This window comes from Rheinheimera mangrovi (genome assembly GCF_003990335.1).
Taxonomy (GTDB): Bacteria; Pseudomonadota; Gammaproteobacteria; order Enterobacterales; family Alteromonadaceae; genus Pararheinheimera; species Pararheinheimera mangrovi.
This window is the reverse complement of sequence record NZ_CP034683.1, coordinates 3,503,905-3,530,403: the sequence shown is the minus strand read 5'-3', so window position 1 is coordinate 3,530,403 and position 26,499 is coordinate 3,503,905. Positions and strand designations below refer to the sequence as shown.

Genomic DNA, 26,499 nt, shown 5'->3' with positions numbered 1-26,499 from the left:
AATAATGAGAGATTGATTTGGATAATTAATTAATGACGTTAAAACAGGTGCAGGCTTTTCTTGCTGTAGCAGCCAGTGGAAATTTTGCTGATGCTGCTCAGGCTATGTTTCTTAGCCAGCCTGCTTTAAGTTTGATCATTAAAGCCTTTGAAGAGGAATTAGGTGGCAAGCTGTTTTTGCGCAGTACCCGTCGGGTAGAACTGACAGCAGAAGGTGAAGCTTTTTTACCAAGGGCCAGAGAGTTGCTGGCGCATTGGCATAGCACCACTGAAGATTTGCGTCTGAGAATGGCATTAAAAAAGGGAAAGATTGCCGTAGCAGCGATGCCATATTTTGCAGCTACAGCTTTGCCGTCTTTGCTAAAACGCTTTAAACGCTCGTATCCGGATCTGCAAATAGAAATTCACGACGTTGTTGCCGAAAAAGTGGTGGAGTTAGTACAGGCGGGCTCGATCGAGCTAGGCATCACCTTCGAACCAACGGCACTCAATGGTTTAGAGTTCGCACCATTGTACCGAGATCGTTTTGTTGCGGTGCTGCCGGCAGATTATCAAACCAGCGGCAACCGGATCAGCTGGCGGGAGCTTTTAACGTCAGATTTCATCACTTTACAGCATCCTTCAGGTATCCGGAGCAGTATCGAAGCTGAGTTGGCAAAAGAAGGTATAGAGTTTACAGTGGCCTATGACTGTCATCAGCTTGCAACTATAGGCCAGTTAGTTGCGAATGACTTTGGTGTTGCCGTTATTCCGTCTTTGTGTAGCAAGCAAATGAACGACTTAGGATTGAAATGTTTGCCTATCACTGAGCCTGTGATTGAAAAATCCGTCGGATTGTTAAGCCGGCCAAAAAACTTACTTTCAGTCGCAGCGCAAGCTATGTACGAACTGGCTTTGAAATCATATGGCTCAGATTGGCCTCCTCAAGACTGATCCAGCACTTACTGTTCAGTAATAATGAAGCTGTGTGCCGGTGATAAAACCCACCAAGGCCTGATCTTTTCTGGCTATTTAGCCAGGCAGCCACTGTCGGTGAACCCAAGCAGACGTGATGGTTCAGTTTTGTCCAACCTCTAGAGCAGTTGTATTTTTCCCCTCTTGATGCAGAGGTCGTATTAGAATGCATGCCTATGCCCGAAATCATGCAGGAGCATCCATGATCAAAACCGCCGTTATTGGCTATGGCTTGTCTGCCAAAACCTTTCATTTACCTTTTATTTTGCTACAACCAGAGCTTGAGCTGGTGGCGATCAGCAGCAGTCAGCCTGAACTCCGATTGGAGTACCCGCAGCTTACTCACTATCAAAATGGTGATGAGCTTATTCGTTTGTCCGATGCAGATCTTGTGGTGATCACGTCACCTAATGACAGTCATTACCCGTTGGCAAAACAAGCTTTACTGGCCGGAAAACATGTGCTGGTGGAAAAACCTTTTGTGTTGACGGAGGCGGAGGGGCGGCAGCTGTTTGAGCTGGCTGAGCAACAACAACGCCAGCTTTTTGTTTACCATAACAGACGGTTTGACGGTGACTTTCTGACGCTTCAACAGTTGCTTGAGTCTGATGAACTTGGACCTATCCGCTATTTTGAATCGCACTTTGACCGTTTCCGGCCTGTACCAAGGCAGCGCTGGCGTGAACAGCAAGGAGCTGGCACCGGTATTTTGTATGACTTAGGGCCACATCTGATTGACCAGGCTATCGCATTATTTGGTGCACCAGAAGCACTAACTGCACGCTGCCGGGCTTTACGTCAGGGCAGTGACACTGTGGATTATTTTCATTTGCTGCTGCATTACGCTGATAAAGAAGTGGTGCTGCATTCCAGCCCTTTTTGTGCGCTGCCAACCACTCGTTTTATTTTGCAGGGTGATTTAGGTTCTTACCATAAAACAGGCTTGGATCCACAGGAAGATGCATTAAGAGCTGGTCAAAAGCCTGTGGGTGCACACTGGGGATTGGAGCCTGCAGCCATGTATGGCGTAGTGGCTAACGCCGATGGACAAAGAACTTATCCAACCCTGGCCGGTAACTATCAGTTGTTTTATCAGCAACTGGTGGCCACTTTACAACAAGGGAAAGCCAGCCCTGTATCGGCAACCGAAGCGTTGCAGGGTATTCGGCTGATAGAGTTGGCACTGCAAAGTCAGCAACGTGGTCGCACTGTGGAGTTCTGAACTATGCTTTCTGCTGCAAGTAAACAGCTGATCTCTGGCGCTCTGTTGTTTTGTGCTTTGTTTCCTGCTTTGGCGCAAAGCCAGCAGGCACCACAGACTCAGATCCCCGCTTATCAAACTGCGGCGTCCGATACTTTTCTTCCGCAGCAAAGGCCAGCAGAGCAAGGGCTGAATGAACAGGTATTGCAGCAACTGCTGCTGCAAATTCAGAACAAAACCAAGCCTGGTTACCAGCAGGTGCATAGCCTTCTGTTGTATAAATCCGGTGCTTTGGTGGTCGAGCTCTATCAAAAAGGCAATAACGACTTTATCAACTTTGAACTGGGAATAAAATTGGTCAAAGGTCAGCAGGATTTTGTCTGGTCTATTGAGCAACCCCATTATGTTGCTTCAGTGACCAAAGCTGTAACTGCCACTTTAACTGGCATTGCTTTAAAGCAGACAGGTTTGACTATCGACAGTACGCTGGCCGAGCTGTTACCACAGCATCCTGTGATCAAAGCTGATCCGCTAAAAGCCAGTATTAGCCTGCATCAGTTATTGTCGATGCAGGCCGGTTTTGTCTGGGATGAATGGACAGGCGATGATTTAATCCAACTGTGGCAACAGCAAAACTTTGTCGATTACCTGCTGCAACAACCTAATAACGGGCCTGGCAAAAGCTGGGTTTATAACAGTGCTTTACCCAACCTGGTATTACATCTGTTGCAGCAACAGCTAAAGCAGCCGTTGCAGCCATGGGCTAAACAGCAGCTATTTGATCAATTAGGATTTAGCCACTACCGCTGGGATACTCAGCCGGACGGTGTACCTGAAGGCTCGGCTCGTTTATGGCTGACCCCACGCGATATGCTCAAATTAGGCATTTTGTATTTGCAGCAAGGGCAGTGGCAAGGTAAACAGCTGCTGCCATCTGGCTGGGTGCAACAAATGACCAGTCGTCAGGCCAGCAGCCCAGCTGGTGATTACGGTTATTATTTCTGGCTACGACAGCAGGATGGAGTTTCTTATTACACAGCTGAAGGGGATGGTGGTCAGTATATTGCTGTATTTCCGACTCTGGATATGGTGTTGGTGCTGACTCAAGGCAATTACCTGCAATGGCCTCTGTATAAATCTCAGGCCGATCGTATCATTCAACATCTGCTGAGCAGTATCAGAGCCAGTTGATCTGTTGAGCGCAACAGAAACCGTATTGTTAGTCTGCTACTGCAGCACAGGCTTTGTTGCGTCCTTCAGCTTTTGCTTTGTACATAGCGTTATCTGCCAGCGTTAGCAAATGCTCAGCTTTGGCTCCGGGATATACAGTGATATAACCCAAACTGGCGCTGAGTTCTATCGGCTGGTTTTGCCAAATCAGCTGGCAGCCAGCCAGAGTCATTCTTATTTTTTCGGCGATCAGAGGAAGCTCTGTCGCTGCAACTCCCGGAAACAATAATAAAAACTCTTCGCCACCATAGCGGCTGACCAAATCCTGAGTGCGTACTACCGCAGATAAAGTGGTCGCACAGCGGCGCAGGGCTGCATCTCCGGCATCATGGCCTAAACTGTCATTGATCAGTTTAAAGTGGTCTAAATCCAGCAAAATCAGGCTGTAACTTTGCTGCTGCTTTTGCCACAGCTCATGCGCTTCCTGCAGCTTTTTAAGTACAGCTCTTCTGTTCCATAAGCCTGTTAGTTGATCCCGTTCGGCAAACTGGCGGATTTTAGCCACTAAGCGCGCTAAAGCCCCACCAATCATCACTATATTAATGGCCAGAGTCAGCAGGATATAAGACCACAACAACGGCATAGCTTCCGCTTTATTTGTTGCTACAAAATTGTCTGTATTCGTTTCTGGCCAGAGCAAAATTAAAGTACGGGCGAAAAAAATAGCGGTCACAATAAACAAAGGGGCAGACATCAGGCAAGCCGCAACAAAACCAAAATCCTTTTGTATGGCCTGAAAATTATGTTGGCTGGCTGAGTATAAAAATACAGTGGCAGTGACTGAAAATACCACGCCCAAAAAAATCGGATGCAGTTGTTGTAACTGGCCTGCCAGCATCAGCAGACTGGTGAGTCCTAACAGCAGACAATCGCGTTTAACACTCGAGTGCAGTTTAAATAGCTGTTGAATACCCCAGCCAATCAGCATAAAACTGGACAGTATGGCGATATCAGCCAGAAACCAGTTCAGTAAACTGGCGTTGGTTGTTCGTAAGGTTAATAAATAGACACCCGCGCTTAAGGATATATTTGCGAAAAAAAAGCGGATACTGGCTTTGGGGGCTATACGTAGTGGCCGGGTCATAAGACCCCATGCAATACCTGCGATCAGGGCCAACAACCAAATGAAACAGATCAGTAACTCTGATCCAAGATGATTATTCATAAATTTTTAGTTCTGTCCGGCGGGCAATAAAACCACTTTATTGAGCGCTTTAAGTCGTCTGCAAAACAGCAGTGTAAAAATTCAGCGTACTACATCCTGACAGCTGATCATTGATTTGTATACAGGAGCAAAACAGAGCTTTACAACTGGTCGGACATTATAAAGCTAAACAGGGCATTCTCGTAGCAAAAAAAAGCCACAACTTTAGTCAATAGTCCGAAGTAGTTGACCCGACTCAGTTTTTTTGTTGCACAAAGTAACTGACTTGAGCTCGTGGATTTAAATAGGCAAAAACCTCAGGCGGTAAGGCTTTGGGTTTGATCACTTTTTCAATTGAAAGTTTATTGGCTTCCAAGGGCACGATGGCAGCTTCAAGCCGTGGCACATCGGCATCATAAATCAGTACGTTAGGGTAGAGCATGGATTCAGAATTGACCGCCATGACGATACCGACCCGTTTATCTGACAACATCACTACAGTGCCAGGCGGATAAACCCCCATCATCTTAATCATGACCTTCATTTCCAGATCGCCAAGTTTGCCTTTCATTGTTTTAAACATGACAGACAAGGCATGATGGGGTGAGCGGGCCTGAGTCATATCAGCCGGATGACAGAGGTTATCAAACTCATTTACGACAGCGACAATGCGGGCCAGCTTGTTAATTTCATCTGCTTTTATACCTGCCGGATAACCACTGCCATCCAGGTATTCATGATGCTGTTCTACTATGGCCTTGGCTTCAACCGGAAATTGTTGGGTTAGGCCAAGCAACTCCAGTCCCAGTTTGGGATGCAGTTTTAAAAAATTCAGCTCGGGTGTGGTTAAAGGCGTGGTTTTTCGCAAAATCTGGCTGGGTATTTTCAGTTTTCCGATGTCGTGAAACATCGCACCTAAACCTACCCATTTCACTTCATCAGTGCTGCATTTTAAGTTTTTTGCCAGCATCATCGCCAGAATAGACACGTTTAGGACATGGAAGTACATCGACTCCTGCTCTTTGCCGGCCTGAGAAATCAGGTGCAGTACCAATGCATCTTCACTCAAAATGGTATCGGCCAGGTTGCTGATCAACTGGGTAGCATCTTCAATGGCATTCAGTGGGCGCCCCTGAACTTTGGTCATCAGGTTGCGGACTTGCGCCATTGACTGAGCAAAAGCTTTTTCAGTTTTTTGCAGCTCTCGTCTGTGGGCTTTGGCTTGTTCTATGCGTTGCTCTTTATCCAGTTGCATTTCAGTGCGTAGTTGCACATCTTCTAAATCCTGACTGACAGAACATTCGGTGTTGTCTGTTACCGGTTCAACTACAACAGAGCTGCGCTCCGGATAAAAATACACATAATCCAGTTCTAATGACAAAATAATCCGCAATTGCTGAGCTGATTCCACCACCAGTTTATTGGTCAGAAAAGGATGTTTCATCCAGCCTACAGGCAACTTGATGGCGTAGCCCAGCTTAATATCTTTTGGCGCTATTTTCACTGGCACTTGTACTACAACCTCTGCTGAGTAGTTAATCCGGACACTCTACCGGCGGCTTTATAATAGAGAACAGCATCAAAGGCAATATGGGTTTACTGTTTTTATCACTTTCATGTGCTGGCACAATAAATGCTCACATTTTATGGAAGTTCAGAGCCCGAGTTTTAAGGCGTTACCTATGACAGAGCAATTAAGGTATAGCAGGCATTTTCTGTTATCGCAGTGGGATGAAGAGCGTCAGTTGCAACTGGCGGAAAAAAAAGTCCTGCTGGTCGGTCTGGGAGGTGTCGGTTCTGCTGTAGCGCCTTATCTTGTCAGCTCTGGCCTTGGCCACTTAACACTGGTGGATTTTGACCAGATTAGCTTAAGTAACTTATCCCGTCAGTTGTTGTATCAGGATGCCGATCTGGGGTTGGCTAAAGCCGCAGTGGCAGCGGAAAAGCTGCAACTGATTAACCCCCATTGCATGCTGCAAAGCTGGCATGAGCAAGCCACGGCTGATAGCCTGAATCACAGGCTGGCTGAGTTTGATTTAGTTTTGGATTGCACCGACAACCTTGTCACCCGCCAGCAATTACAGGCGGCCTGTTATCAGCAACAGAAACCTCTGCTTACTGCTGCTGCAGTGCGGCTGGAAGGTCAAATCAGTTATTTTCCTGTATCTGCTACTGGTCCTTGTTATTGTTGTTACAGCAGTGCTTTGGCCGAGCAGGAATTCAGTTGTCTGGATCAAGGGGTGTTATCGCCTTTGGTCGGAGTGATTGGCAGTTTAGCTGCGCTGGAGACGGTAAAGATTTTAGCTGGTTTAGGTTCTGAACTGGCAGGCAAACTCTGGTGTTTTGATGCCTTGTTTAGTCAATGGCAACAATTGAAAATTGCTAAAAATCCGATTTGTCCTGTGTGTTCTGTTGCGCTATAAATCGCGCACAACTGCACTTTTTTAGGTCAGTCTGCACCAGAATCATGCCCTTTTTGTTGTGACCATCCAGTTGATCAGGCTGCAACCAGCCAAAACTCCACAGACTGAGGTTGGCATCGGCTTTGCTTAAGCTTTACTCAACTATATGAGCAAAGGCGCTCGTCTTACTGTTTCTTTTTTTGGATGCAGGGACGGGCGTTTTTTTATTGGAAGAGGAAAAGGCATGCAACTGCAAAGCACGTGCCCATACTGCGGCGTGGGTTGTGGCATAGTCGCCGATCAGCTAAGTGAACTGAGAGTGTCAGGTGACGCCAGCCATCCGGCCAACTATGGCCGTTTATGTGTCAAAGGCTCAGCTTTGGCCCAGACCTTAGGTGAACAGGGGCGTTTGCTGGCGCCGAAAGTGGCTGGTCAAACGGTCAGTTGGCCTGAAGCTATAGACACTGTAGCCAGCCGGCTTAGCGCAATTATTGCGCAGTATGGCCCAGGCTCTGTGGCTATGTATTTGTCAGGCCAGTTGCTGACCGAAGATTATTATGTCGCCAACAAGCTGATGAAAGGTTTTATTGGCAGCCCTCATGTCGATACCAATTCCAGACTCTGCATGGCTTCTACTGTGGCTGGTCATAAACGCGCTTTTGGCGCCGATATAGTACCGGGCTGTTATGCCGATATTGAGCTGGCGCGTTGTTATATTCTGGTTGGGGCCAATATGGCCTGGAATCATCCGGTGTTGTTTCAGCGCATTCAGGCCAGCAAACAGCAAGACCCCAGCCGGAAAATTATCGTGATAGACCCACGTCGCTCGGCCAGCTGCGAGGGGGTTGACTTGCATCTTGCGCTGAAACCCGGCACTGACCTGTTGTTATTTAATGGCTTGTTGAGCTTTCTTGCCAAAGAAAACCAGCTGGATCACGACTTTATCCTCGCCTATACCCAAGGTTTTGCCGAAGCACTGGCGACTGCACAGCAACAAGCCGGCACTATAGAGCAAGTGGCTTTGGGCTGCGACTTACCAGCAGAGCAAGTGGCAGCTTTGTACCGTGCTTTTGTCGATGAGCCTCTGACCTTAACTTTGTTTTCGCAAGGGGTAAATCAGGCGCAAAACGGCACAGATAAAGTCAACGCTATTATCAACTGCCATCTGGCCACTGGCCGCATTGGCAAAGCAGGTAGTGGGCCTTTTTCTTTAACTGGTCAGCCCAATGCCATGGGCGGGCGCGAAGTGGGGGGGCTTGCTAATCAACTGGCGGCCCATATGGATTACAGCCAAAACGCTGATATCGAACTGGTGCAAGAGTTCTGGCAAGCGCCGAACATCTGCCGTCAGCCAGGTTACAAAGCGGTGGATTTATTCGCCGCCGTAGAGCGCGGCGATATAAAAGCCATCTGGATTATGGCGACTAATCCAGTGGTCAGCATGCCGGAAGCCGACAGGGTGAAAGCCGCTTTAGCAGCCTGTCCATTGGTGATCGTATCCGACATTGTAACTCACACCGACACCATAGACTGCGCTGATATAGTATTGCCTGCCACAGGCTGGAGTGAAAAAGACGGTACTGTCACCAATTCAGAGCGGCGTATTTCCAGGCAGCGCGCCTTGTTACCAGCACCTGGGTTAGCCCGGCATGACTGGCAGATTATCTGTGATGTGGCTCAGGCTATGGGCTTTGCTGATCACTTTAACTTCAGCGGGCCTGCCGCTATTTTTGCCGAACATGCCGCTTTGTCAGCTTACAAAAACCATGGCCAGCGGGCTTTTGATTTATCCGGTTTAACGCAGCTAACAGTACAGCAGTATCAGGATTTAGCGCCTGTGCAATGGCCGGTCAATAGCAAATATCCGCTCGGGGCCTCTCGTTTAGGCGCGGATGGCCAGTTTTATACCGCCTCTGGCAAAGCAGGTTTTATTGCGGTATCGCAACAACAGCCTGCTGAGCTGGCAACTGATCATCTGCTGCTGAACACAGGTCGTATCCGGGATCAGTGGCACAGCATGACCCGAACTGGCCGCGCTGCTTCTTTGCTACAGCACAGAGCCGAGCCTTTTCTGGAGCTGCATCCACAGGATGCGCAGCTGCTGGGCCTCAGCGATGGTGGTCTGGCTCGTTTATCGAATTCATTAGGCCAGATGGATGCCCGGGTCCGGCTGACGGAAGCTCAGCGCAACGGCGAATGTTTTGTGCCTATTCATTGGACAGAGCAATTTAGCAGTCAGGGCCGTTGTGATGTGCTGGTGCCTGCTTTAGTCGACCCGGTGTCAGGACAGCCCGCATTAAAACAAGCTCAGGTACAAATTCAGCCGCTTGCTCTGTATTGGCAGGTTTGGCTGATGCTAAAACCAGAACTGGATGAGCGGCTCTGGCTTTTATGTCGCAGCAGGGGTTATGCCAGCAAACAAAAACACAGTCGGACTGTGCTTTATCAGCTGGAACTGGCAGAACTTGAGCTGGCCACTACAGCAGGTGGCGGGCTGGACCCAACAAAACTGCAGCAGTGGTTGTGCTCTTTAGCTATTCAGCCAGAGTTGAGTAGTCAGGCCTTAGCCCTTGGTCATTACAGAGCTGCAGCTTTTGAAGCGGAGCAGTTAAGTTGTTGTGTGTTTATCAGCCCGGCACCGCTGAATCTAGCTGTGGAGTATCTGGACCAGCAATTTAATAAAGAACTCAGTCTGAACGAAAGACGTCAGCTACTGACAGGCCGCAGCAGTTCTGGCGAGGCGCAAAGTTCAGTAATTTGCAGCTGTTTTCAGGTGCGTGAAGCCTCAATTTGTGCGGCTATTCGGCAAGGTTGCCATAGCTATCAGCAACTGGGGCAGCAGCTGAAATGTGGCACCAATTGCGGTTCCTGTATTCCTGAATTAAAAGCCCTGATTGCCGCAGAGCTTAGCCTGCATGGAGAAACATTATGAGCCACAGCGTTATGAACAGCAGCGCCTGTTTGCAGCAACAGAGTTTAAGTTTGGCAGAGGCGCTTGAGTTGATGCTGTCTGAAGTACAGCCAATGACACCACAGCAGTATTGCCCACTACCACAACTGCTTGACAGAGTGCTGGCTGAAGCAGTCTATAGTCCTGTAGCTATGCCGGCTTTTACTCAATCAGCTATGGATGGTTATGCGCTGCGTTATGAGGATCTTCAGGCTGGTAGAGCTTTAGAGCTGGTTGGCATTGTATTGGCTGGCCAGCAAGCGCAAAACCCGTTGCAAGCAGGACAGGCCATGGCGGTGATGACGGGCGCCGCTATTCCGGCTGGTGCTGATACAGTGCTGATGCAGGAATATTGTGTGGTTGTTCAAGGCAAACTCCAGCCCGATCCACTGCAGCGTTACAAAAAGGGCGATCATATCCGCTGGGTTGGCGAAGATTTAGCCGCTGGTGCCTTGTTATTTGCCGCGGGTCACAGAATGGGCGCTTTGGATTTGGCAGTGTTAGCTGCTTCAGGTCTGGCTGGAGCCCAAGTCTATACCCGGCTGAAAGTGGCCTATTGTTCCAGTGGTAATGAGTTAACTGAACCTGGTTTGCCGTTAAAACCCGGCCATTGTTACGATGCCAACCGCTATTTATTGCACGCAGCGTTACAGCGGCTGGATTGCGAAGCCTTGGATCTGGGGGTTGTACCGGACAATCCGGATCTATTGCGACACACTTTTTTACAGGTAAGTAACGACGCTGATGCATTGATTTGTTCTGGTGGCGTGTCGGTCGGCCAGGCTGATTTTACCCGTCAGGTACTCACCGAACTAGGACAGGTGCAGTTCTGGCAGGTGGCCATCAAGCCGGGTAAACCTTTTGCCTTTGGCAAATTAGGCCATTGCTGGTTTTTTGGTTTACCAGGTAATCCGGTGTCTGCTGCTATTACGTTTCAGCAACTGGTGTTGCCAGTGTTAGAACAAGCTGCTGGTGTAGTGGCTGTGCCCGAAACCCATGTTTATACCACCGCAGCGGCAGATTTTGCTAAAAAAACCGGGCGGCTGGAGTTTCAGCGTGCGCATTTTTGCACTGAACAAGACTCAGGCTCCGTAGTGCCTGCCGCCAGTCAAAGTTCTGCGGCTTTAATTGAACTGGCGCGTGCTGATACCCTGGTGGTGTTGCCCGCTGCAGGTTCAGGCGTCAAAGCCGGGGAGCAAGTATTGTTACAGCCTTTGGCCTTTTGTTTGCGCTAAATAGCATAAAAGATCCGGCTGGGGTCTGGTGATGACAGCTGCTGTTGCAGCTGCAACTTGCCTTGTTTTAACCAGATAATTTCATCGCAGTGCAGGCATAAATCTTCCATCTGGTGACTGACCCAAAGCAGCATAAAACCTTGTTGTTGCTGATAGTGTTTCAGCTTTTGCAGCACTGCTGCTTTTTGTTGATGATCCAGATGGGCCAGCGCTTCATCCAGCAACAGCAGGCGGGGTTTGGCGATAAGCGCCTGAGCCAAGGCCAGTTTTTGCTGCTGCCCTGAAGACAGCTGTGACGGATACAAGGCCAGAAGTGACTCTAATTCAAAGTCCTGAATAATTTGCGTGATATCTGCAGTGGATTGGCTCCAACGGCTGGCCAGTTGTAACTGTTGCAGTGCAGTTTTATGTGGCATTAATACAGCTTCAGGTGCCAGATAGAGCGCTTTACGTTTTGATAACGGCTGCTGAAATGAGCCTTGTTGCCACAACTCGTCATCAACACTGCAAAACGCTGCGGCTGCAGGGAATAATCCGGCTATGGCTTTAAGCATCGAGGTTTTACCACTGCCGGATTGACCATAGATGCCAATCCTGTGATTGGTAAGCTCTACTTCTAGGAGCAGAGAAAAGTTGGTGGCTGACCAGTTCAGCTTTAGTTTCAGACTCATTGCTGGCTCCTCTGTTGCAGCCCTCGCTGTTGCTGATACAGCCAAAACAATACAGAAAAAGAAAACAGCAATAACAAGCCGGATAACAGATGGGCGCGGGCATAATTCAGGCTTTCGACCTGATCATAAATCAGCATCGACAGCAGCTGGGTTTGGCCCGGAATATTGCCGCCTATCATCAGCACTATGCCGAATTCGCCGAGGGTATGGGCAAAGCTTAAAATAAAAGCGCTGACAAGAGCAGGGCGGCTTAAAGGCCAAATGAGCTGAGCCACTAACTGCCAGCGGTTGGCACCTAAGGCCTGGCTTTGCTGTAGTAAATCCTGAGCGATTTGGCCAAAGCCCTGTTGCAGCGGTTGCACCACAAAAGGCAAAGAATACAACATAGAGGCAAGGACTAACCCCTCAAAACGAAAGGCCAAAGCTTCAACCCCCATCAGGCGTAATAACTGGCTAAACCAGGAGTCCGGACTCAGTAACAAGACTAAATAAAAACCTAAGACGGTAGGGGGTAAGACCAAAGGCAAGGTCAGTAGGGCATTGATTGCATTACGGCCTGAACTTTGGCCCCTGCTCAGCCACCAGGCCAGCGGTGCGGTCAGTAGCAGTAATAGCAGGCTGCTCAGTAGCGCCAGTTTGATTGTCAGCCATAAGGCTTGCCATTCGGCTGGATACAGCATTAGTGCTGCACCATTTTAAAACCCGCTGCAGACCAAAACTGCTGTTGTTTTGCAGCCAGCATCCAGTCTAAAAATGTTTTGATTTCTGGTTGGTTGGCATCGGGCCGGTAAAACCAGCTATGACGGATAGCCGGATATAAATGCCTGGCTACCACGTCGGTTCGGCCCAGCTTTTGTAACAACTGCAACTGCTGCTGTTGGGCTTGTGGTAATAACTGCTGTAGCCTTGTCTCTGGCAATAATGCGTGACCGATGAAACCTACTTCGGCCTGACCTGTACTTAGCATATGCAACACCAAAGCAGCATTGTCGCTGCGGCGAATTTTAGGCTGTAGTTGTGACCAAAGTGCATGCTGCTGCAAATAGGCCAAAGCGGCTTTGCCATAAGGCGCGTGGTTTGGATCAGCTATGGCTATATGTTGGCTTTGCGCCAGCGCTTGTTCTGCAGTTTCAAAACGATGGTGATACCAAATCACTAACTGGCCCTGACCATAGATGCCTGTCTGGCAGTGCTGCATTAGGCTGCATTGTTGCAGCAAGTTGTTGGTGTACAAAGAGTCGGCCGCCAAAAATAACGAAAAAGGCGCGCCATGCTGAATTTGTTGACTGAGCTTGCCGGAGGAGGCAAAGACCGGCTCGATATTAACGCCGGTTTCAGCCTGATACTGCTGCAATAGCAATGGCAGTACTAAGCGCAAATCCGAAGCCGCCGCTATCAGCTGTGCAGCATTGGTACTGCAACTGAAGATCAACGCAGCAAAAACTTGCTTAAGGCCGCGCATCTGTGGCCTTTAACAGCAGTGGTAACTGTTCCGGGTTGTACCAACGCCGGGCCGCGACCAGATCGCTGTCTTTTGATTGCAACCACTGGCTTTGTAGCTGGTGCTGTTGTGGGTATAAATGGTGCTGTTTTTTCCAAAAGGGTGCCTGGCTTTTAAGCTGATCCATTAAAAACTCCGTGGCGGCAAAACTATCAGCTCTGTGTGGTGAGCTAACGGCCACCAGCACGATTTGTTCATTTGGCCCCAGCAGCCCTGTTCTGTGGAACAGCTGAATATGCTGCAAAGGCCAGCGGCTGGCGGCTTGTTCAGCCAGTTGCAGTAACACCCGCTCTGTCATGCCCGGATAATGTTCCAGCAATAAAGCGCTGGTGTGTTGCGGGTTTTGGCCTGCATCGTCCAGTTGAAACTGCCGTACTTTACCGACAAACAGACAAATAGCGCCACAGTCCGGACTATGGCTAAGTAACTGCTGATAAACAGCTGCAACGGCAAAGTCTTCTGTTTGTACCCGAACTTCAATCTTGCAACTGAAAGACATTCAGCCTCCTGTCACCATAGGAAAAAACGCCACTTCATCACCTTGCTGCAGTGGATGGTCCGGCCCAACAAGTTGCTGATTGACCGCCTGCAATATTTGCCGCTCGCACAGCTGGCGCAACCACAAAGGGCTGGTTAAGGCCAGTTGTTGTTTTAGCTCTGCCACTGTTAAAGGCTGATGCAACACTAGCTGCAATTCACGGGTCGCCAGCTCTTCACGCAAACTGGCAAAAAACACCACTTTAAGCATCTGCTGTTTCCTTCTGTATATGGGGTGACAGCCAGAGCCCGGATTTACCACCTTGTTTTTCCAGCAGTTGCACAGCACTGATTTGCAGGGCTGGGTCTACAGCTTTAACCATGTCGTACAAAGTTAAAGCCGCAATACAAACCCCTGTCATGGCTTCCATTTCAACACCCGTATTGGCTGTGACTTTGCAGCAGCACTGAATACGAATTTGGCCTTTGGCCTGATCCAATTGAAAATGCACCTGCACCTGGCTCAGTGGCAGAGGGTGACACAAAGGGATCAACTGACTGGTTTGTTTGGCTGCCATAATGCCGGCAAGACGGGCTGTTGCCAGCACATCGCCTTTTTTTACCAGTTGCTGTTCTATCAGTTGGATCACCTGGCTGGTGGTGTGCAGCAAGGCTGTGGCTGTAGCTTGCCTGGTGGTCACTGCTTTTGGGCTGACATCGATCATAAAAGCCTGACCGCTTTGATCCAGATGAGTGAGCTGTTGCATCAGGCGCTCCTTGGCTGGCATAAAGTCACAGCGGAGGCTTTTAAATGTGGTACTAAATTACAGGGCTTGTGCCGTGAATCCAGCTGATCCAATAAAATCAAATCCCAACCTGTGGCACAGGCGTTGGGTGACCCAGGTAAGCAAACAATCAGGGTTTTATTGGCTAAACCGGCCAAAGCGCGCGACTGAATAGTAGAGCTGCCGACCTGCTGCCAACTCAACTGACGAAACGACTCACCAAAACCAATAATTTCTTTATCCAGCAAAGGTTTAATCGCTTCTGGTGTTGAGTCGCGCTCGGTAAAACCTGTGCCACCTGTCAGTAAAATTACCTGAATAGCAGGCGAGATAAGCCATTGCGAGACCAAAGCCCGAATCTGATACAGATCGTCTTTGACAATACGCCGCTCCGCCAGCTGATGGCCTGCCTGGGTTAAACGCTCGACCAGGCAATCCCCAGAACTGTCGTTATCCGGCGTTCTGGTGTCGGACACCGTCAGCACTGCGATGGATAAAGGCGTTAATAAGCTACTGAACTGAAAGGCCATAGATTCTCCCTGGCGCTTTGGTGCTGGCGCCATTCTGTGATGGTATTGAGGTTAAACAGCTGCTCCGGCGACGGGCAGGGCGTTTGATAAACTTGCCATTGTTGTTGCAATTGCCAGAGTGAACACTCTGAACCCCCTTGCTGCAATTGCAGCTCCAGGTAGTCGAGCATGGCTTCTGAACGGCGCAGCACACAAGGCATAGTGCTCTCGGTAAAAGCGCTGATATCGCCCTGATGCCGCTGCACTAAAGTTTCCAGCAAAGCCGGACTCAGGCCGGGCATATCGACAGGGATCACCAGATTCAGCTGGTGTTTACCCAGAATTAAACAGGCATGAATACCGGCCAGCGGGCCTTTGTCAGGCCAATGATCGGCAATGGCGCCTGCTCTGTTACCACTGAGTAAAATTTCGCTGGCACCGGCCTGAATTAGCAGCAGTTGCTGGTGTTCCAGCAAGGTCGGTGCCATACCTTGCCAACGATAAGGTGAAGCTTCATAACGCATTAAGGCTTTGTCCTGGCCCATTCGGCTGGACTTGCCACCACAGAGTAAAATTGCGCTAAAGTTTTCAAGCATTTTTCCTCCTTAGCCACCTATCATGGCGAAGTCCCGGGTTGCGCCCGGGTTCTGTTGGTGTAAAAAGTGGCTGGCTTTTTTCTGCTGAACTTGCAGCTGTAACCAGCTTTTGAGTTGAGCAGCAGGCTCGCTCAGTAAAGGCCGCAGGTTTTGGTGTTGTTCGGCAAATAAACACAAAAATAACTGACCTGTGCTGGACACCCGCAACCTGTTGCAACTGTCACAAAAATCTTGCTGGTAGGGGGTAATAAAACCTAAACGGCCGGGATAATCCGGGTGCTGGTATTCGCGGGCCGGGCCTGAAGTAGCGGTTTTTGTTAAGGCGGTCCAGCCTTGTTGTTGCAGTTGTTGTTCAAGCTTCTGGGCCGATAAATGCTGTTGACGAAAAAACGCCACACCGCTTTGGGTTTGCATCAGTTCGATAAAACGTAAGGTCCAGTTTTTCTGCTGCACTAAAGTCTGAAAGTCACTCAAGGCCGCTGCATTGTGTTGTTTTAACAGCACAGTATTGAGTTTAATACTGTCAAACCCCAGGCTGTCTGCCAGCTCCAGCCCTGCCATAATTTGTGGCAATTTATCCTGACCTGTCACCAGCTCAAAAGTGGCTCTGTCCAGACTGTCGACACTAACCGTCAGTTGATCCAAACCTGCTTGGCGCCAGTTGCGCACTTCTTTTTCTAGCCGGTAACCATTGGTACTTAAAGCCACAGTCTGAATGCCGGGAATAGCTTTGACTGTGTTGATAATGGCGGTTAAGTCTTTACGTAAACTGGGTTCTCCGCCTGTGATCCGTACTTTGCTGGTGCCAAGTTCAGCAAATACAGTCACCAGCTGTTTAATTTCCTGCAGGCTTAATTCGGTTTTCATTTCGCAGTGGCTGCCATCCGGCAGGCAATACAGGCAGCGAAAATTACATTGCTCTGTCACAGATAAACGCAGGTAACCAAAGCTACGGCCAAAGCTATCGGTTAAAGCGCTGGTGCTCTGTGATGAAACGGCTAACTGGTGCTGCATATCAGTCCTTAGCATTTAAGCCGCAATTTGCGCTGAACCAAATACTGCTGGGCCAAACAACAGCTCTGTACTGCAATGGATCACAGTGCCTTGATTAATCAGTCCGGCATAAAAGCCAGATAAGCTGGTATCCCCTAAACAGACAGCGCCAACAAGTCGCTGCTCTGCATCCAGCCAGAGTCTGCGGTAGTCGTGATGCTGCTGATCCTGATAACAAAGCTGCTGCAGAGTGGGCTTTGATACTAAAGCCGGAATATCACCGCAGGAGCTTAATTGAATACCGCTGATTTTAAGCTGGGTGCTGCTGTCGGACGGCTGATAGCTGGCGTGTTGGCCTGCTAATACCGCGGCTAACACCATCGCCTGAGCGGTAATAGGGGCCACCAGGCCAAAGGTCTGTTCACCCAACTGGCAACATTCACCTAAGGCAAACACTGCGGGGTCTGAGCTACGTAACTGGGCGTCGACACAAATACCTGCATCGGTTTTTAATCCGGCCTGTTGCGCCAATTGAATATCAGGACTGATACCAAGTGCCAGCACCAGCACATCAGCTTTTAGTTCTGTGCCATCAGTCAGTACTAAGCCACTGAATTTGTCATCCTGTTGCAGCAGCTTTGCTACTGTGGTGTTGGTGAACAGCTGCAGGCCTCTGAGCTCCAACCGTTGCTGCAATAAAAGCGCTGCTGTTGGGTCGAGCTGGCGATTTAGCAGATAAGAGCTGCGTTGCAACAAAGTGACTTGCATGCCTTGTTTGCGTAAACCTTCAGCCGCCTCCAGACCTAAAAAACCACCGCCCAGCACTATGGCTTTGCCGCCTTTGGCTGCCACTTCACGCAACTGTGCTAAATCCTGCCAGTTTCTGAAGCTGCAAAGCCCGGCCATACCAGTGTGAGCATAAGCCGGTTTGGTTGCTTGCGCGCCCACAGCCATGACCAGTTGCTGATAGTGCACTACTAAGCCACTGCGGCTAATCAGCTGTTTTTTGTCTTTATCCAGATGTACTATGGCGTCATTCAGCACCAGTTCTATGCCGTGCTGCTGATACCAGTCGGCAGAGCACAATTCTGCTGCTTCGTCAGCAAGCTCGCCAGCCAGTAGTGAGGACAGCAAGACTCTGTTGTAGGCTGCTTTGGTTTCAGCACCAAACACCAGAATACGGGCAGGCCGGCCTGGCTGTTGCACCAATTCAGCCAGCAATTTATGACAGGCCATACCGTTACCAATAATGACTAAATCTGCTGCTTTCATTGCTTGCTCCTTGTCGCCTTATACTGAAGCTCAGGCGCTGGCCTGAGTTTTTTGCTGCTGTTTTTCTGCTCTTTTACTACCCAAATCTTCCACTTTGCGCTGCTTTTCATACAAAAAGCTCAGCACCTGATGGCGGTAGTGGTTATAAGTCGGATCATCGGCCAGTTGCAGTCTGTGGCGCGGGCGAGGCAAATCGACTGTTAAAATTTCGCCTATAGTGGCGGCCGGGCCATTGGTCATCATCACAATGCGGTCGGACAACAGCACGGCTTCATCCACGTCGTGGGTGATCATCATCACAGTGGTATTTAGCTGCGCCTGAATATCCATTAACGAATCCTGCAAGTGAGCGCGGGTTAACGCATCCAAAGCGCCAAAGGGTTCATCCATCAACAGAACTTCAGGTTGCATCGCCAAAGCCCGAGCTATGCCGACCCGTTGTTTCATACCGCCTGATATTTCATTAGGCCTTTTATCCAGCGCATGGCTCATATGCACTAAGGCCAGATTGTGTTCCACCCAATCTCGAATTTCTGCTTTGGTTTTTTTGCCCTTGGACTGCTGTTTTACCGCCAGCTCGACGTTTTGATACACAGTCAGCCAAGGTAATAATGAATGGTTTTGAAATACCACAGCCCGCTCAGGACCTGGCTCTGTGACTTCTTTCTGATTTAAAATCACCCCCCCAGCACTTGCCTGATGTAGACCGGCGACAATATTCAGCACTGTGGATTTACCACAGCCGGAGTGACCAATCAGGCTGACAAACTCGCCTTTTTTAATATGTAAATTGACGTTTTGCAGTGCTACAAAAGGGCCTTTTTCGGTCGGGAAACTGATGCCTACCTGAGTCAGTTCTAAATGAGTTTTTTGCATACAAGCTCCTAGCGGCTGACCGCTGTTTTATCCCAGTTCACTTTGCGCTGTAGCATCAGCATCAGCCTGTCCAGCGCAAAACCCAGCAGGCCAATCACCAGCACTGCGACACAAATCCGGCTCAACGAGTCGGACGAACCATTCTGAAATTCATCCCAGACAAATTTGCCAAGCCCGGGGTTTTGCGCCAGCATTTCGGCGGCGATAAGCACCATCCAGGCAATACCCAAAGACAAACGTAAACCGGTAAAAATCATCGGCACAGCAGAGGGAAGCACTATGATGCGCAGGTGCCGCCACCAGCTTAAGCGCAGCACTTTACTGACATTGAGTAAGTCCTGTGGCACCTGGCTGACGCCTACTGCAGTGTTTAATAAAGTGGGCCAGAGCGAACACAGCATCACTGTGCACACCGACACTACAAAAGAGCGACTGCCCCAGGCTGAGCTTAAATCCACCGAGCTGACAATTAAGGTCACCAGCGGTAACCAGGCCAAAGGTGAAATAGGTTTAAACAGCTGAATGAGCGGGTTAAAGACCTGATACAGGTTGCTGCTTAGGCCAATCAAAATGCCGAGCGGTATAGCAATCAAGCTGGCCAGCACAAAGCCGGTTAATACCGTTTGCAGGCTGGTCAGAATTTGTGAAAAAAAGGTCGGTCTGGCGCGGTACGGCAAGCTGGGTAATTCAGCTTGTGGATCGGCAGCCAATAGAGCGGCATTGCGCTCTTGCTGGCGTTGATAAAACGCATCTTCTCTTTGCTGCTCAGCCTGATATTCATCCATCAACTGCGACCACTGGGCCGCTGCCTGGGCTGGCCCCGGAAATTGGCCCAACGAGGTTTGGATTTGGCTGGACGCCAGTTGCCAGCACAAAACAAACACCAGCAGGCCACTCAAGGTCAACAGACTTTGTTTCAGCTGTTTACGCCAGAACAGCAAAGAACTGAACTGGCTTTGCCACTGGTTAAAGCCCGGGTGGTGCAGAATTTTCATCTCAAGCTCCTGTTAGTTTTTGGCTGCGGCCACGTTTGGCGTAGTTGCGCTTTGTTGTCCTATCGCAAACTGCTGCAAATAGGCGTTAGGCTGAGTTGGGTCAAAGTTTTTGCCATCGATAAAGCCGGACGCTTTGCCTGGTCTGGTTAAAGCAGCGGTTTTAAAGTCGATAAAATCAGTCGCTTTTAATTTGCCTTCGGCAATCAATTCAGCAGCAGCCTGTTGATAGGGTTCTGGCTGAAACACCTGCTGAGCTTGTTGCAAATACCAGGCATCGTCCTGAGCATTAGCAATTTGGCCCCAGCGGCGCATTTGCGTCAGGTACCAAATTGCATCGGCATAAAAGGGGTAGGTGGCGTGATAACGGAAAAACACATTAAAATCCTGTTGCTGACTGGCTTTACCTTGTTCAAATTCAAAAGTACCTGTCATGCTGCGGCTTAAAATGCCTACGTCTGCGCCGACATAATGCGGCTGAGCGATCATTTTTGCCGCTGCAGCTCTGTTGGCATTGTTGTTTTGATCCAGCCAGTAACCCGCACGCAATAATGCTTTAATCAGTTTGATATGGGTGTTCGGATTGGCTTTGGCCCACTCTGCTGTCACGCCCAGCACTTTTTCTGCCATAGCGCCGTGCAGTTGCTCATTGGTCACCAGCACCACACCTAAACCTTTTTGCACTGCCTGTTGATTCCAGGGTTCACCTACACAAAAGCCCTGCAAAGTACCAGCTTCCATAGTGGCTGGCATTTGAGGTGGCGGAGTCACTGAAATCAGTAACTGCGCTTGCAACTGGCCTGAGTTATCGCCTTGCTCTGGTGCATAAAAACCAGGGTGAATACCACCAGCGGCCAGCCAGTAGCGCAGTTCATAGTTATGGCTGGAGTAAGGAAATACGGTACCAAACTGCATGGTTTTGCCTTGTTCAGCATAAGCTTTTAAGGTGGTTTGTAGCACTGAAGCCGATTGCGCCTGACCTGCAGCCGATTTTTGCGCTGCAGGTACTTGCTGCCATATAGCTTTAGAGACGGTGCAGGCATTGCCATGTAAATCCAACACCAGGCTGGTTTGTAGTCTGGCCTGACTGCCTAAACCGGCAGAAGCTGCTACCACTTGTCCTGCCAGCATATGAGCTGCATCGAGTTGGCCGTCTGTCACTCTATCCTGTAACACTTTCCAGTTGGCCTGAGCTTCTACACTGACAAACAAGCCTTCATCTTCAAAAAAGCCTTGCTCCAGCGCTACAGCCAAAGGTGCCATGTCGGTCAGTTTGACGAATCCTAAACGCAGGTCAGTTTTTTCTGCAACTGCAGCTTCTGCCTGACTCAGGCAACAGGCGCCGAGCAACAGAGTAAGAGCTATACGTCTCATAGATTTTCCTCAAAAAAAAACGCCATCTGTCTGACCCCGAAAACCGGAGACAAGCAGATGGCGTCTTTGCCAAAAGATGATTATTTAACCGCAGCCAATGCGATAACAAAATAAAGCAGTTCTTATGCCATCTTTTAAATCTTTATATTTTTCATTTGGTTAGTTTTATTTTTGCTGATGCTGTAGCGCTGAAACATCGAAAGCTTGCGCTGTGATTGTGCAAAAACGCACCAAGGCGGAACAGCAAAGGCGGCTATTGCTATTTGCTAACCTAATGCCTATGATTTTTTTGCTTTTAGAATGAAAAACTAATGAAATCAGACTGCTGTTAGGTTTTTTAGCAGCAAATCGGTTAACATAAATCCTATTGTAGTAAGAATTTGTTTTTGGCCTGAATTGCAGGTCGATGTTTAGGGGATCTGCATGGCAAATCAGTTAAAAAGCCGGCCTCAAAGTATTCATGGCTGGGTTGCGGAAGAATTGGGGACCCGTATTGTCAGTGGCATTTATTCACCAGGTGAATATATTCCGAATGAAACCACTATAGGTGAAGAGTTAGGCGTGTCTCGCACTGCGCTGCGTGAAGCTTTTAAAATTCTGACCTCCAAAGGTTTGCTGGAATCGCGGCCTAAATTGGGTACCCGAATTCGGCCGCGTAAACACTGGAATATGTTCGACAGCGAAATTTTAAGCTGGTGTTTTGAATCCAAGCCATCGCCACAGTTCTTTATTTCTCTATTTGAAATTCGCGAAATTTTTGAACCAGCAGCAGCAGAGCTGGCAGCTAGAAACCGCAGTGAAGAACAATCCGCCACTTTAGGCGCAGCCTACGATGCGATGGAAAAAGCTGAAATTGGCACTGATGCAGTGTTCTCCAGCGATTTAGACTTTCACATGGCGGTTTTGGACGCCACCAATAATGAATTTATGATTTCGTTGGGTATGACAATACAAACTGCTCTGATGGGCTTATTCCGTTTAAGCAGTGCTATTGCAGAAGAGTATGTCGATTCATTACCGGGTCACAAAGCTGTGTATCAGGCCATAGCATCAGGCGATGCCGCCAAAGCCAAAATTGAGATGTTCCAGTTACTGGCTAAATCAAAAGAAAATTTAGAGTATGCTTTAAAAAATCTGGCCAAGCAGCCGGATTAAACAACAAGGGGTCAGGTAACAAAGTTCACCGACCCCTTTTCACTGCTACAGCGTTTTTACCTTCACCGGTGTCTTATTGTCGACAGCCAAAGTATTCCGCAGCGGTAAGCCAAAGAGCGGAGCTTCAATTTCAAACAGATCACCAGGCTGAGTTTCTATGCCATCACCAACACTTAAAGTGGCAGTGCCAAAATAATGCAGATGGGCATCACCAGGGCGGCAAAATAAATCGTATTTAAAGTGGTGATGCTCCAGATTACTGATGCTGTGCGACATATTGTCTTCACCGCTGACAAAAGCTTTTTGCCACAGTAATTTACCGTCGCGGTAAATACGTGAGGTGCCTTCAATATGAGCTGGCAACTCACCTAGCAAGAGTTCAGGCCCTACTGCACAAGGCCGCAATTTGGAATGCGCCAGGTATAAATAATTCAGCCGTTCAGTTTTGTGATCGGAAAATTCATTGCCTAAAGCAAAACCAATACGCCAGGGCTGACCTTCAGCATCATTGATATAAACCCCAACAATTTCAGGCTCTTCGCCACCATCTAAAGCAAAAGAAGGAGAGAGCAACTGTGCACCGGGGGATACCACTATGCTGCCATCCCCTTTATAAAACCATTCAGGCTGCACACCTGTTTCCCCTGCAGCAGGTTTACCGCCATCCAGACCCAACTTAAACATTTTCATCGTATCTGTCAGCTCAGCCACTGCTTTGCCGCTGGTTTGAGCATGCATAGTAGCGCGGGTATCGGCGCTGCCCAAGTGAGTCAGCCCTGTGCCTGTCACTAGCAAATGGGCTTGATCCGGATGATCAAAAGGCGCCAATAAACGTCCTTCGGCTACTATGGCCTGATAATCCAGTTTCTGGTCACTAACCAGCTCTGTGACCAGCTGCTGCAATGGTTTATTTGCAGACAAAGCCTGATTCGCCAACTGATAGACAGTCTGGACACCACTTAAAAGCTGAACCTCTGTGCTGGATAACACCAGAGCCACAGCGCGTTGCTGCTCTGGTGTCACAAATTGAATTAAACGCATCGCACATCCTCGTTAATTTTATATTTGTATTACAATAAGATTAATATCTGTTTTCTATACTCTATTGTCAAGCAGAACTGTAGGGGCGGGTCTTGCACCCGCCCGTCTATTGATACCGCGGTACTAATGGAAGTGCCGGGACAAGCCGCTGCCTCTACTACCCGCCATTTATCAGTTCTGCTCCTTGTCCAAACCTTCACTGGTCATAATGACGCGTTTTAAAGTGCCATCTTTGTTGTAATACAACCGATCGATGGCCACAGAACGGCGAAATTCACCGCCATCAGGCTGAGCTGCTCCTGTGTGGTAAATAAAATAATCTTTGCCTTTAAATTCAATAATAGCCTGATGGTTAGTGGGGGAATTGCCTGCTACTTCGTTCAGGATGTCCTGATAAACCCAGGGGCCGGAGATTTTTTTACTGGTGGCATAAACAATTTTCTCCGGAAAGCCTGAAGCATACGACAGGTAATACAGATCGGCTTTTTTATGCACCCAAATAGCCTCGGTAAAATTGGGCAGATCCAAATTTTGAATTGGGCCATCCAGCTCTGTCATGTTGGCTTTGAGTTTGGCGTAACGGGGTTTGGTATTGCCCCAAAACAAATAGGCCTGACTGTCGTCATCAATAAAGACCGAAGGGTCTATATCATCCCAGTCGATGTGGGTGTCGGTCGTCATATCGTTGGTAATAAGCGCAGTGCCGCGGGCATCTTTAAAGGGCCCAAGTGGGCTGTCACCTACAGCAACACCAATAGCAAAACCATTGATACTGGCGTGGCGTACTGTGACATACCAATAAAACTTGCCATTTTTTTCAATCACCTGAGAGGCCCAGGCATCGCCCTTCGCCCAGCTGAAATCTTTGGCCTTGAGTTTAGCGCCATGGGCTTGCCAGTTTTTCATGTCTTTGGAGGAAAACACCAGCCAGTCATGCATGACAAAAAAGGTTTTATTGTCTTTGGCTTCGTCATGGCCCGTGTACAAATAGACCGTATCGCCCACCACTAAAGCAGCCGGATCTGCAGTACGTACATCAGTAAAAATAGGATTGGCGGCCCATAGTTGGAAGCTCACCAGACCCAGTACTAGGCTTCGCAGTAAAAAGGTAAAAATCTGAACGTTTTTCATAATACCCCTGTCGTGATTTAATGATAATTATCTTATAGTATTACTAAATGAGCCGAATGTGCAAAAGTTGCACAAATCAGGGGCAGGAAAAAATTCTAATTAAATCAATGCAGAATGAATAAATCTGCACAGCTTTGGTGAAAATTTTTTACGAACTGCTTGAACTTAGGCTTCAGCTTGATGTATTAGTAATACAATATTATTAAATTAAATTGCTTCAGGATTCAACTATGGCCCAAGACGAAAAGAAAAAAGTGCAGCTTCGTTCTGCCAGCTGGTTTGGTACTAACGACAAAAACGGTTTTATGTATCGCAGCTGGATGAAGAATCAGGGTATTCCTGATCATCACTTTCATGGCAAGCCGGTGATTGGGGTTTGTAATACCTGGTCTGAGCTGACGCCTTGCAATGCACATTTTCGTCAAATCGCCGAACGGGTCAAAAATGGTATTCGTGAAGCAGGTGGTATTCCGGTTGAATTTCCAGTGTTCTCCAACGGTGAATCGAATTTACGTCCAACCGCCATGTTAACGCGCAACCTCGCCGCTATGGATACTGAAGAAGCAATCCGTGGTAACCCTATTGATGGTGTGGTGCTGTTGGTGGGCTGTGATAAAACCACACCAGCTTTATTAATGGGCGCTGCAAGTTGTGACTTACCCACAATAGTAGTCACAGGTGGCCCTATGTTAAATGGTAAACACCATGGCAAAGACGTCGGCTCAGGCACGCTGGTTTGGCAGGCTCATGAAGAATATAAGGCTGGCCGTATTACGCTGGAGCAGTTTATGGATATGGAAGCCAGCATGTCACGTTCTGCTGGTACCTGTAATACCATGGGCACTGCTTCTACTATGGCCTGTATGGCGGAATCTTTAGGCACCAGTTTGCCTCACAATGCGGCTATCCCTGCTGTGGATTCACGCCGTTATGTGCTGGCGCATTTATCCGGTATGCGTATTGTTGATATGGTGCATGAAGATTTAAAACTGTCGAAAATCCTGACTAAAGACGCCTTTATTAATGCTATTCGTACTAACGCTGCTATAGGTGGTTCTACTAATGCGGTGATCCACTTAAAAGCCATAGCCGGTCGTATTGGTGTGGATTTGTCTTTGGATGACTGGTCACACGGCAAAGGTGTTCCAACCCTGGTTAACCTGCAACCGTCCGGTAAATACCTGATGGAAGAGTTTTATTACTCAGGTGGTTTGCCTGCAGTGCTGCGCCGTTTAGGCGAAAACGGCATGCTGAATAATGACGCGTTAACTGTAAATGGCAAAAGTATTTGGGAAAACGTCAAAGACTCTGAGTGCTACAACGACGATGTGATCCGCACTATGGACAATCCACTGGTGGCCAGTGGCGGCATTTGCATTTTACGCGGTAACTTAGCACCTCGTGGTGCTGTGTTAAAACCTTCAGCAGCCAGCCCGCATTTACTCAAACACCGTGGCAAAGCAGTTGTCTTTGAAAACTTCGATATGTACAAAGCCCGCATTAATGACCCAGAGCTTGATATAGATGAAAACAGCGTGATGGTGCTGAAAAACTGTGGGCCAAAAGGCTACCCAGGCATGGCTGAAGTCGGCAATATGGGGTTACCTCCTAAGGTGCTGCAAAAAGGCATTAAAGATATGGTGCGTATTTCAGATGCCCGCATGAGTGGTACAGCTTTTGGTACTGTCGTACTGCATGTCACGCCTGAAGCCATGGAATTAGGGCCTTTAGCTGCAGTGCAGGAAGGGGATTATATTCAGCTGGATGCCCACAATGGCGTGTTGCATCTGGAAGTGTCGGACGAAGAAATCGCCGCACGTTTAGAGAAATTAAAAGCCACGCAGGTGATTATGCGCACTGGTGGTTATATGGAAATTTATCGCGAACGGGTATTACAAGCCGATGAAGGCTGCGACTTCGACTTTTTAGTCGGCTGTCGTGGTGCTGCAGTGCCAGCCCATTCGCATTAGTTTAGGCATTAGGCCAAGCCTGTCAGGTGGGTGGTGCCAGC

General features: G+C 48.7%; 25 protein-coding genes. 8 read left to right on the top strand and 17 right to left on the bottom strand.

Annotated features, from left to right (window positions below; genetic code table 11):
• The first annotated feature begins 32 nt into the window (after window positions 1-32).
• The 3 genes from EK374_RS16015 to EK374_RS16005 all read left to right on the top strand — a co-directional run bounded on the left by EK374_RS16015 (window position 33) and on the right by EK374_RS16005 (window position 3,345).
• Window positions 33-932 carry a LysR family transcriptional regulator gene (locus tag EK374_RS16015; protein WP_127025560.1) on the top strand — a complete coding sequence of 300 codons (900 nt, stop codon included), beginning with the start codon at window positions 33-35 and terminating at the stop codon, window positions 930-932.
• Between the two features lie 223 nt (window positions 933-1,155).
• Complete coding sequence (locus tag EK374_RS16010) at window positions 1,156-2,175, top strand: oxidoreductase (protein WP_127025559.1); 1,020 nt, start codon at window positions 1,156-1,158, stop codon at window positions 2,173-2,175.
• Between the two features lie 3 nt (window positions 2,176-2,178).
• Window positions 2,179-3,345, top strand: a complete 1,167-nt coding sequence (locus EK374_RS16005; RefSeq protein ID WP_127025558.1) for a serine hydrolase domain-containing protein — start codon at window positions 2,179-2,181, stop codon at window positions 3,343-3,345.
• Between the two features lie 28 nt (window positions 3,346-3,373).
• Here EK374_RS16005 and EK374_RS16000 read toward each other — a convergent pair whose 3' ends face one another.
• Window positions 3,374-4,468 (bottom strand): GGDEF domain-containing protein, encoded by a 1,095-nt coding sequence (locus tag EK374_RS16000; protein ID WP_164731895.1) that lies wholly within the window; start codon window positions 4,466-4,468, stop codon window positions 3,374-3,376.
• A gap of 316 nt (window positions 4,469-4,784) precedes the next feature.
• Window positions 4,785-6,038 carry an HD-GYP domain-containing protein gene (locus EK374_RS15995; protein ID WP_127025556.1) on the bottom strand — a complete coding sequence of 418 codons (1,254 nt, stop codon included), beginning with the start codon at window positions 6,036-6,038 and terminating at the stop codon, window positions 4,785-4,787.
• Between the two features lie 172 nt (window positions 6,039-6,210).
• Here EK374_RS15995 and EK374_RS15990 point away from each other — a divergent pair, with 172 nt between their 5' ends.
• From EK374_RS15990 to moeA, 3 genes are all read left to right on the top strand, one after another.
• Window positions 6,211-6,951 (top strand): HesA/MoeB/ThiF family protein, encoded by a 741-nt coding sequence (locus EK374_RS15990; protein WP_127025555.1) that lies wholly within the window; start codon window positions 6,211-6,213, stop codon window positions 6,949-6,951.
• Window positions 6,952-7,174: 223 nt separating this feature from the next.
• On the top strand, window positions 7,175-9,862 hold the full coding sequence (locus EK374_RS15985) for a nitrate reductase (RefSeq protein ID WP_127025554.1): 2,688 nt from the start codon (window positions 7,175-7,177) through the stop codon (window positions 9,860-9,862).
• Complete coding sequence (gene moeA, locus EK374_RS15980; protein WP_127025553.1) at window positions 9,859-11,115, top strand: molybdopterin molybdotransferase MoeA; 1,257 nt, start codon at window positions 9,859-9,861, stop codon at window positions 11,113-11,115. Before EK374_RS15985 ends, moeA begins: the two co-directional genes overlap by 4 nt.
• On the opposite strand, the gene EK374_RS15975 is transcribed toward moeA, so the two are convergent.
• Genes EK374_RS15975 through EK374_RS15915 form a run of 13 tightly spaced genes read right to left on the bottom strand, consistent with a single transcriptional unit; the run spans window position 11,112 to window position 21,161 of the window.
• Window positions 11,112-11,786, bottom strand: coding sequence for an ATP-binding cassette domain-containing protein (locus EK374_RS15975; protein WP_127025552.1), 675 nt, complete (start codon window positions 11,784-11,786; stop codon window positions 11,112-11,114). The two genes, moeA and EK374_RS15975, sit on opposite strands and share 4 nt — an antisense overlap.
• Window positions 11,783-12,466: a molybdate ABC transporter permease subunit gene (gene modB / locus EK374_RS15970; protein ID WP_127025551.1), complete on the bottom strand. Its 684-nt coding sequence runs from the start codon at window positions 12,464-12,466 to the stop codon at window positions 11,783-11,785. Before modB ends, EK374_RS15975 begins: the two co-directional genes overlap by 4 nt.
• Window positions 12,466-13,248, bottom strand: a complete 783-nt coding sequence (modA, locus tag EK374_RS15965) for a molybdate ABC transporter substrate-binding protein (RefSeq protein ID WP_127025550.1) — start codon at window positions 13,246-13,248, stop codon at window positions 12,466-12,468. Before modA ends, modB begins: the two co-directional genes overlap by 1 nt.
• Complete coding sequence (locus EK374_RS15960; RefSeq protein WP_127025549.1) at window positions 13,235-13,786, bottom strand: molybdenum cofactor biosynthesis protein MoaE; 552 nt, start codon at window positions 13,784-13,786, stop codon at window positions 13,235-13,237. Before EK374_RS15960 ends, modA begins: the two co-directional genes overlap by 14 nt.
• Window positions 13,787-14,035 carry a molybdopterin converting factor subunit 1 gene (moaD, locus tag EK374_RS15955; RefSeq protein WP_127025548.1) on the bottom strand — a complete coding sequence of 83 codons (249 nt, stop codon included), beginning with the start codon at window positions 14,033-14,035 and terminating at the stop codon, window positions 13,787-13,789.
• Window positions 14,028-14,531: a cyclic pyranopterin monophosphate synthase MoaC gene (gene moaC, locus EK374_RS15950; RefSeq protein ID WP_127025547.1), complete on the bottom strand. Its 504-nt coding sequence runs from the start codon at window positions 14,529-14,531 to the stop codon at window positions 14,028-14,030. The genes moaD and moaC overlap by 8 nt, the downstream gene beginning before the upstream one ends.
• On the bottom strand, window positions 14,531-15,079 hold the full coding sequence (moaB, locus tag EK374_RS15945; protein WP_127025546.1) for a molybdenum cofactor biosynthesis protein B: 549 nt from the start codon (window positions 15,077-15,079) through the stop codon (window positions 14,531-14,533). The genes moaC and moaB overlap by 1 nt, the downstream gene beginning before the upstream one ends.
• On the bottom strand, window positions 15,052-15,654 hold the full coding sequence (mobA, locus tag EK374_RS15940) for a molybdenum cofactor guanylyltransferase (RefSeq protein ID WP_127025545.1): 603 nt from the start codon (window positions 15,652-15,654) through the stop codon (window positions 15,052-15,054). Before mobA ends, moaB begins: the two co-directional genes overlap by 28 nt.
• Window positions 15,655-15,663: 9 nt before the next feature.
• Window positions 15,664-16,668, bottom strand: a complete 1,005-nt coding sequence (gene moaA, locus EK374_RS15935; protein ID WP_127025544.1) for a GTP 3',8-cyclase MoaA — start codon at window positions 16,666-16,668, stop codon at window positions 15,664-15,666.
• Between the two features lie 15 nt (window positions 16,669-16,683).
• A complete protein-coding gene (locus EK374_RS15930; protein ID WP_127025543.1) occupies window positions 16,684-17,919 on the bottom strand; it encodes an NAD(P)/FAD-dependent oxidoreductase in 1,236 nt (411 codons plus the stop codon).
• Between the two features lie 30 nt (window positions 17,920-17,949).
• Window positions 17,950-18,795, bottom strand: coding sequence for an ABC transporter ATP-binding protein (locus EK374_RS15925; protein ID WP_127025542.1), 846 nt, complete (start codon window positions 18,793-18,795; stop codon window positions 17,950-17,952).
• Window positions 18,796-18,803: 8 nt separating this feature from the next.
• On the bottom strand, window positions 18,804-19,790 hold the full coding sequence (locus tag EK374_RS15920; protein WP_127025541.1) for an ABC transporter permease: 987 nt from the start codon (window positions 19,788-19,790) through the stop codon (window positions 18,804-18,806).
• 12 nt (window positions 19,791-19,802) lie between these two features.
• Complete coding sequence (locus tag EK374_RS15915) at window positions 19,803-21,161, bottom strand: CmpA/NrtA family ABC transporter substrate-binding protein (protein WP_127025540.1); 1,359 nt, start codon at window positions 21,159-21,161, stop codon at window positions 19,803-19,805.
• Window positions 21,162-21,584: 423 nt separating this feature from the next.
• Between EK374_RS15915 and EK374_RS15910 the strand changes: the two genes are divergently transcribed.
• Entirely contained in the window at window positions 21,585-22,316 is a 732-nt protein-coding gene (locus EK374_RS15910; RefSeq protein WP_127025539.1) for a FadR/GntR family transcriptional regulator, read from the top strand.
• 45 nt (window positions 22,317-22,361) lie between these two features.
• On the opposite strand, the gene araD1 is transcribed toward EK374_RS15910, so the two are convergent.
• Both araD1 and EK374_RS15900 read right to left on the bottom strand, forming a co-directional pair.
• Window positions 22,362-23,357, bottom strand: coding sequence for an AraD1 family protein (araD1, locus tag EK374_RS15905; RefSeq protein ID WP_127025538.1), 996 nt, complete (start codon window positions 23,355-23,357; stop codon window positions 22,362-22,364).
• A gap of 171 nt (window positions 23,358-23,528) precedes the next feature.
• Window positions 23,529-24,488: a glycoside hydrolase family 43 protein gene (locus tag EK374_RS15900; protein ID WP_127025537.1), complete on the bottom strand. Its 960-nt coding sequence runs from the start codon at window positions 24,486-24,488 to the stop codon at window positions 23,529-23,531.
• Between the two features lie 230 nt (window positions 24,489-24,718).
• Between EK374_RS15900 and EK374_RS15895 the strand changes: the two genes are divergently transcribed.
• Complete coding sequence (locus EK374_RS15895; RefSeq protein WP_127025536.1) at window positions 24,719-26,458, top strand: IlvD/Edd family dehydratase; 1,740 nt, start codon at window positions 24,719-24,721, stop codon at window positions 26,456-26,458.
• The last annotated feature ends 41 nt before the right edge of the window (window positions 26,459-26,499 follow it).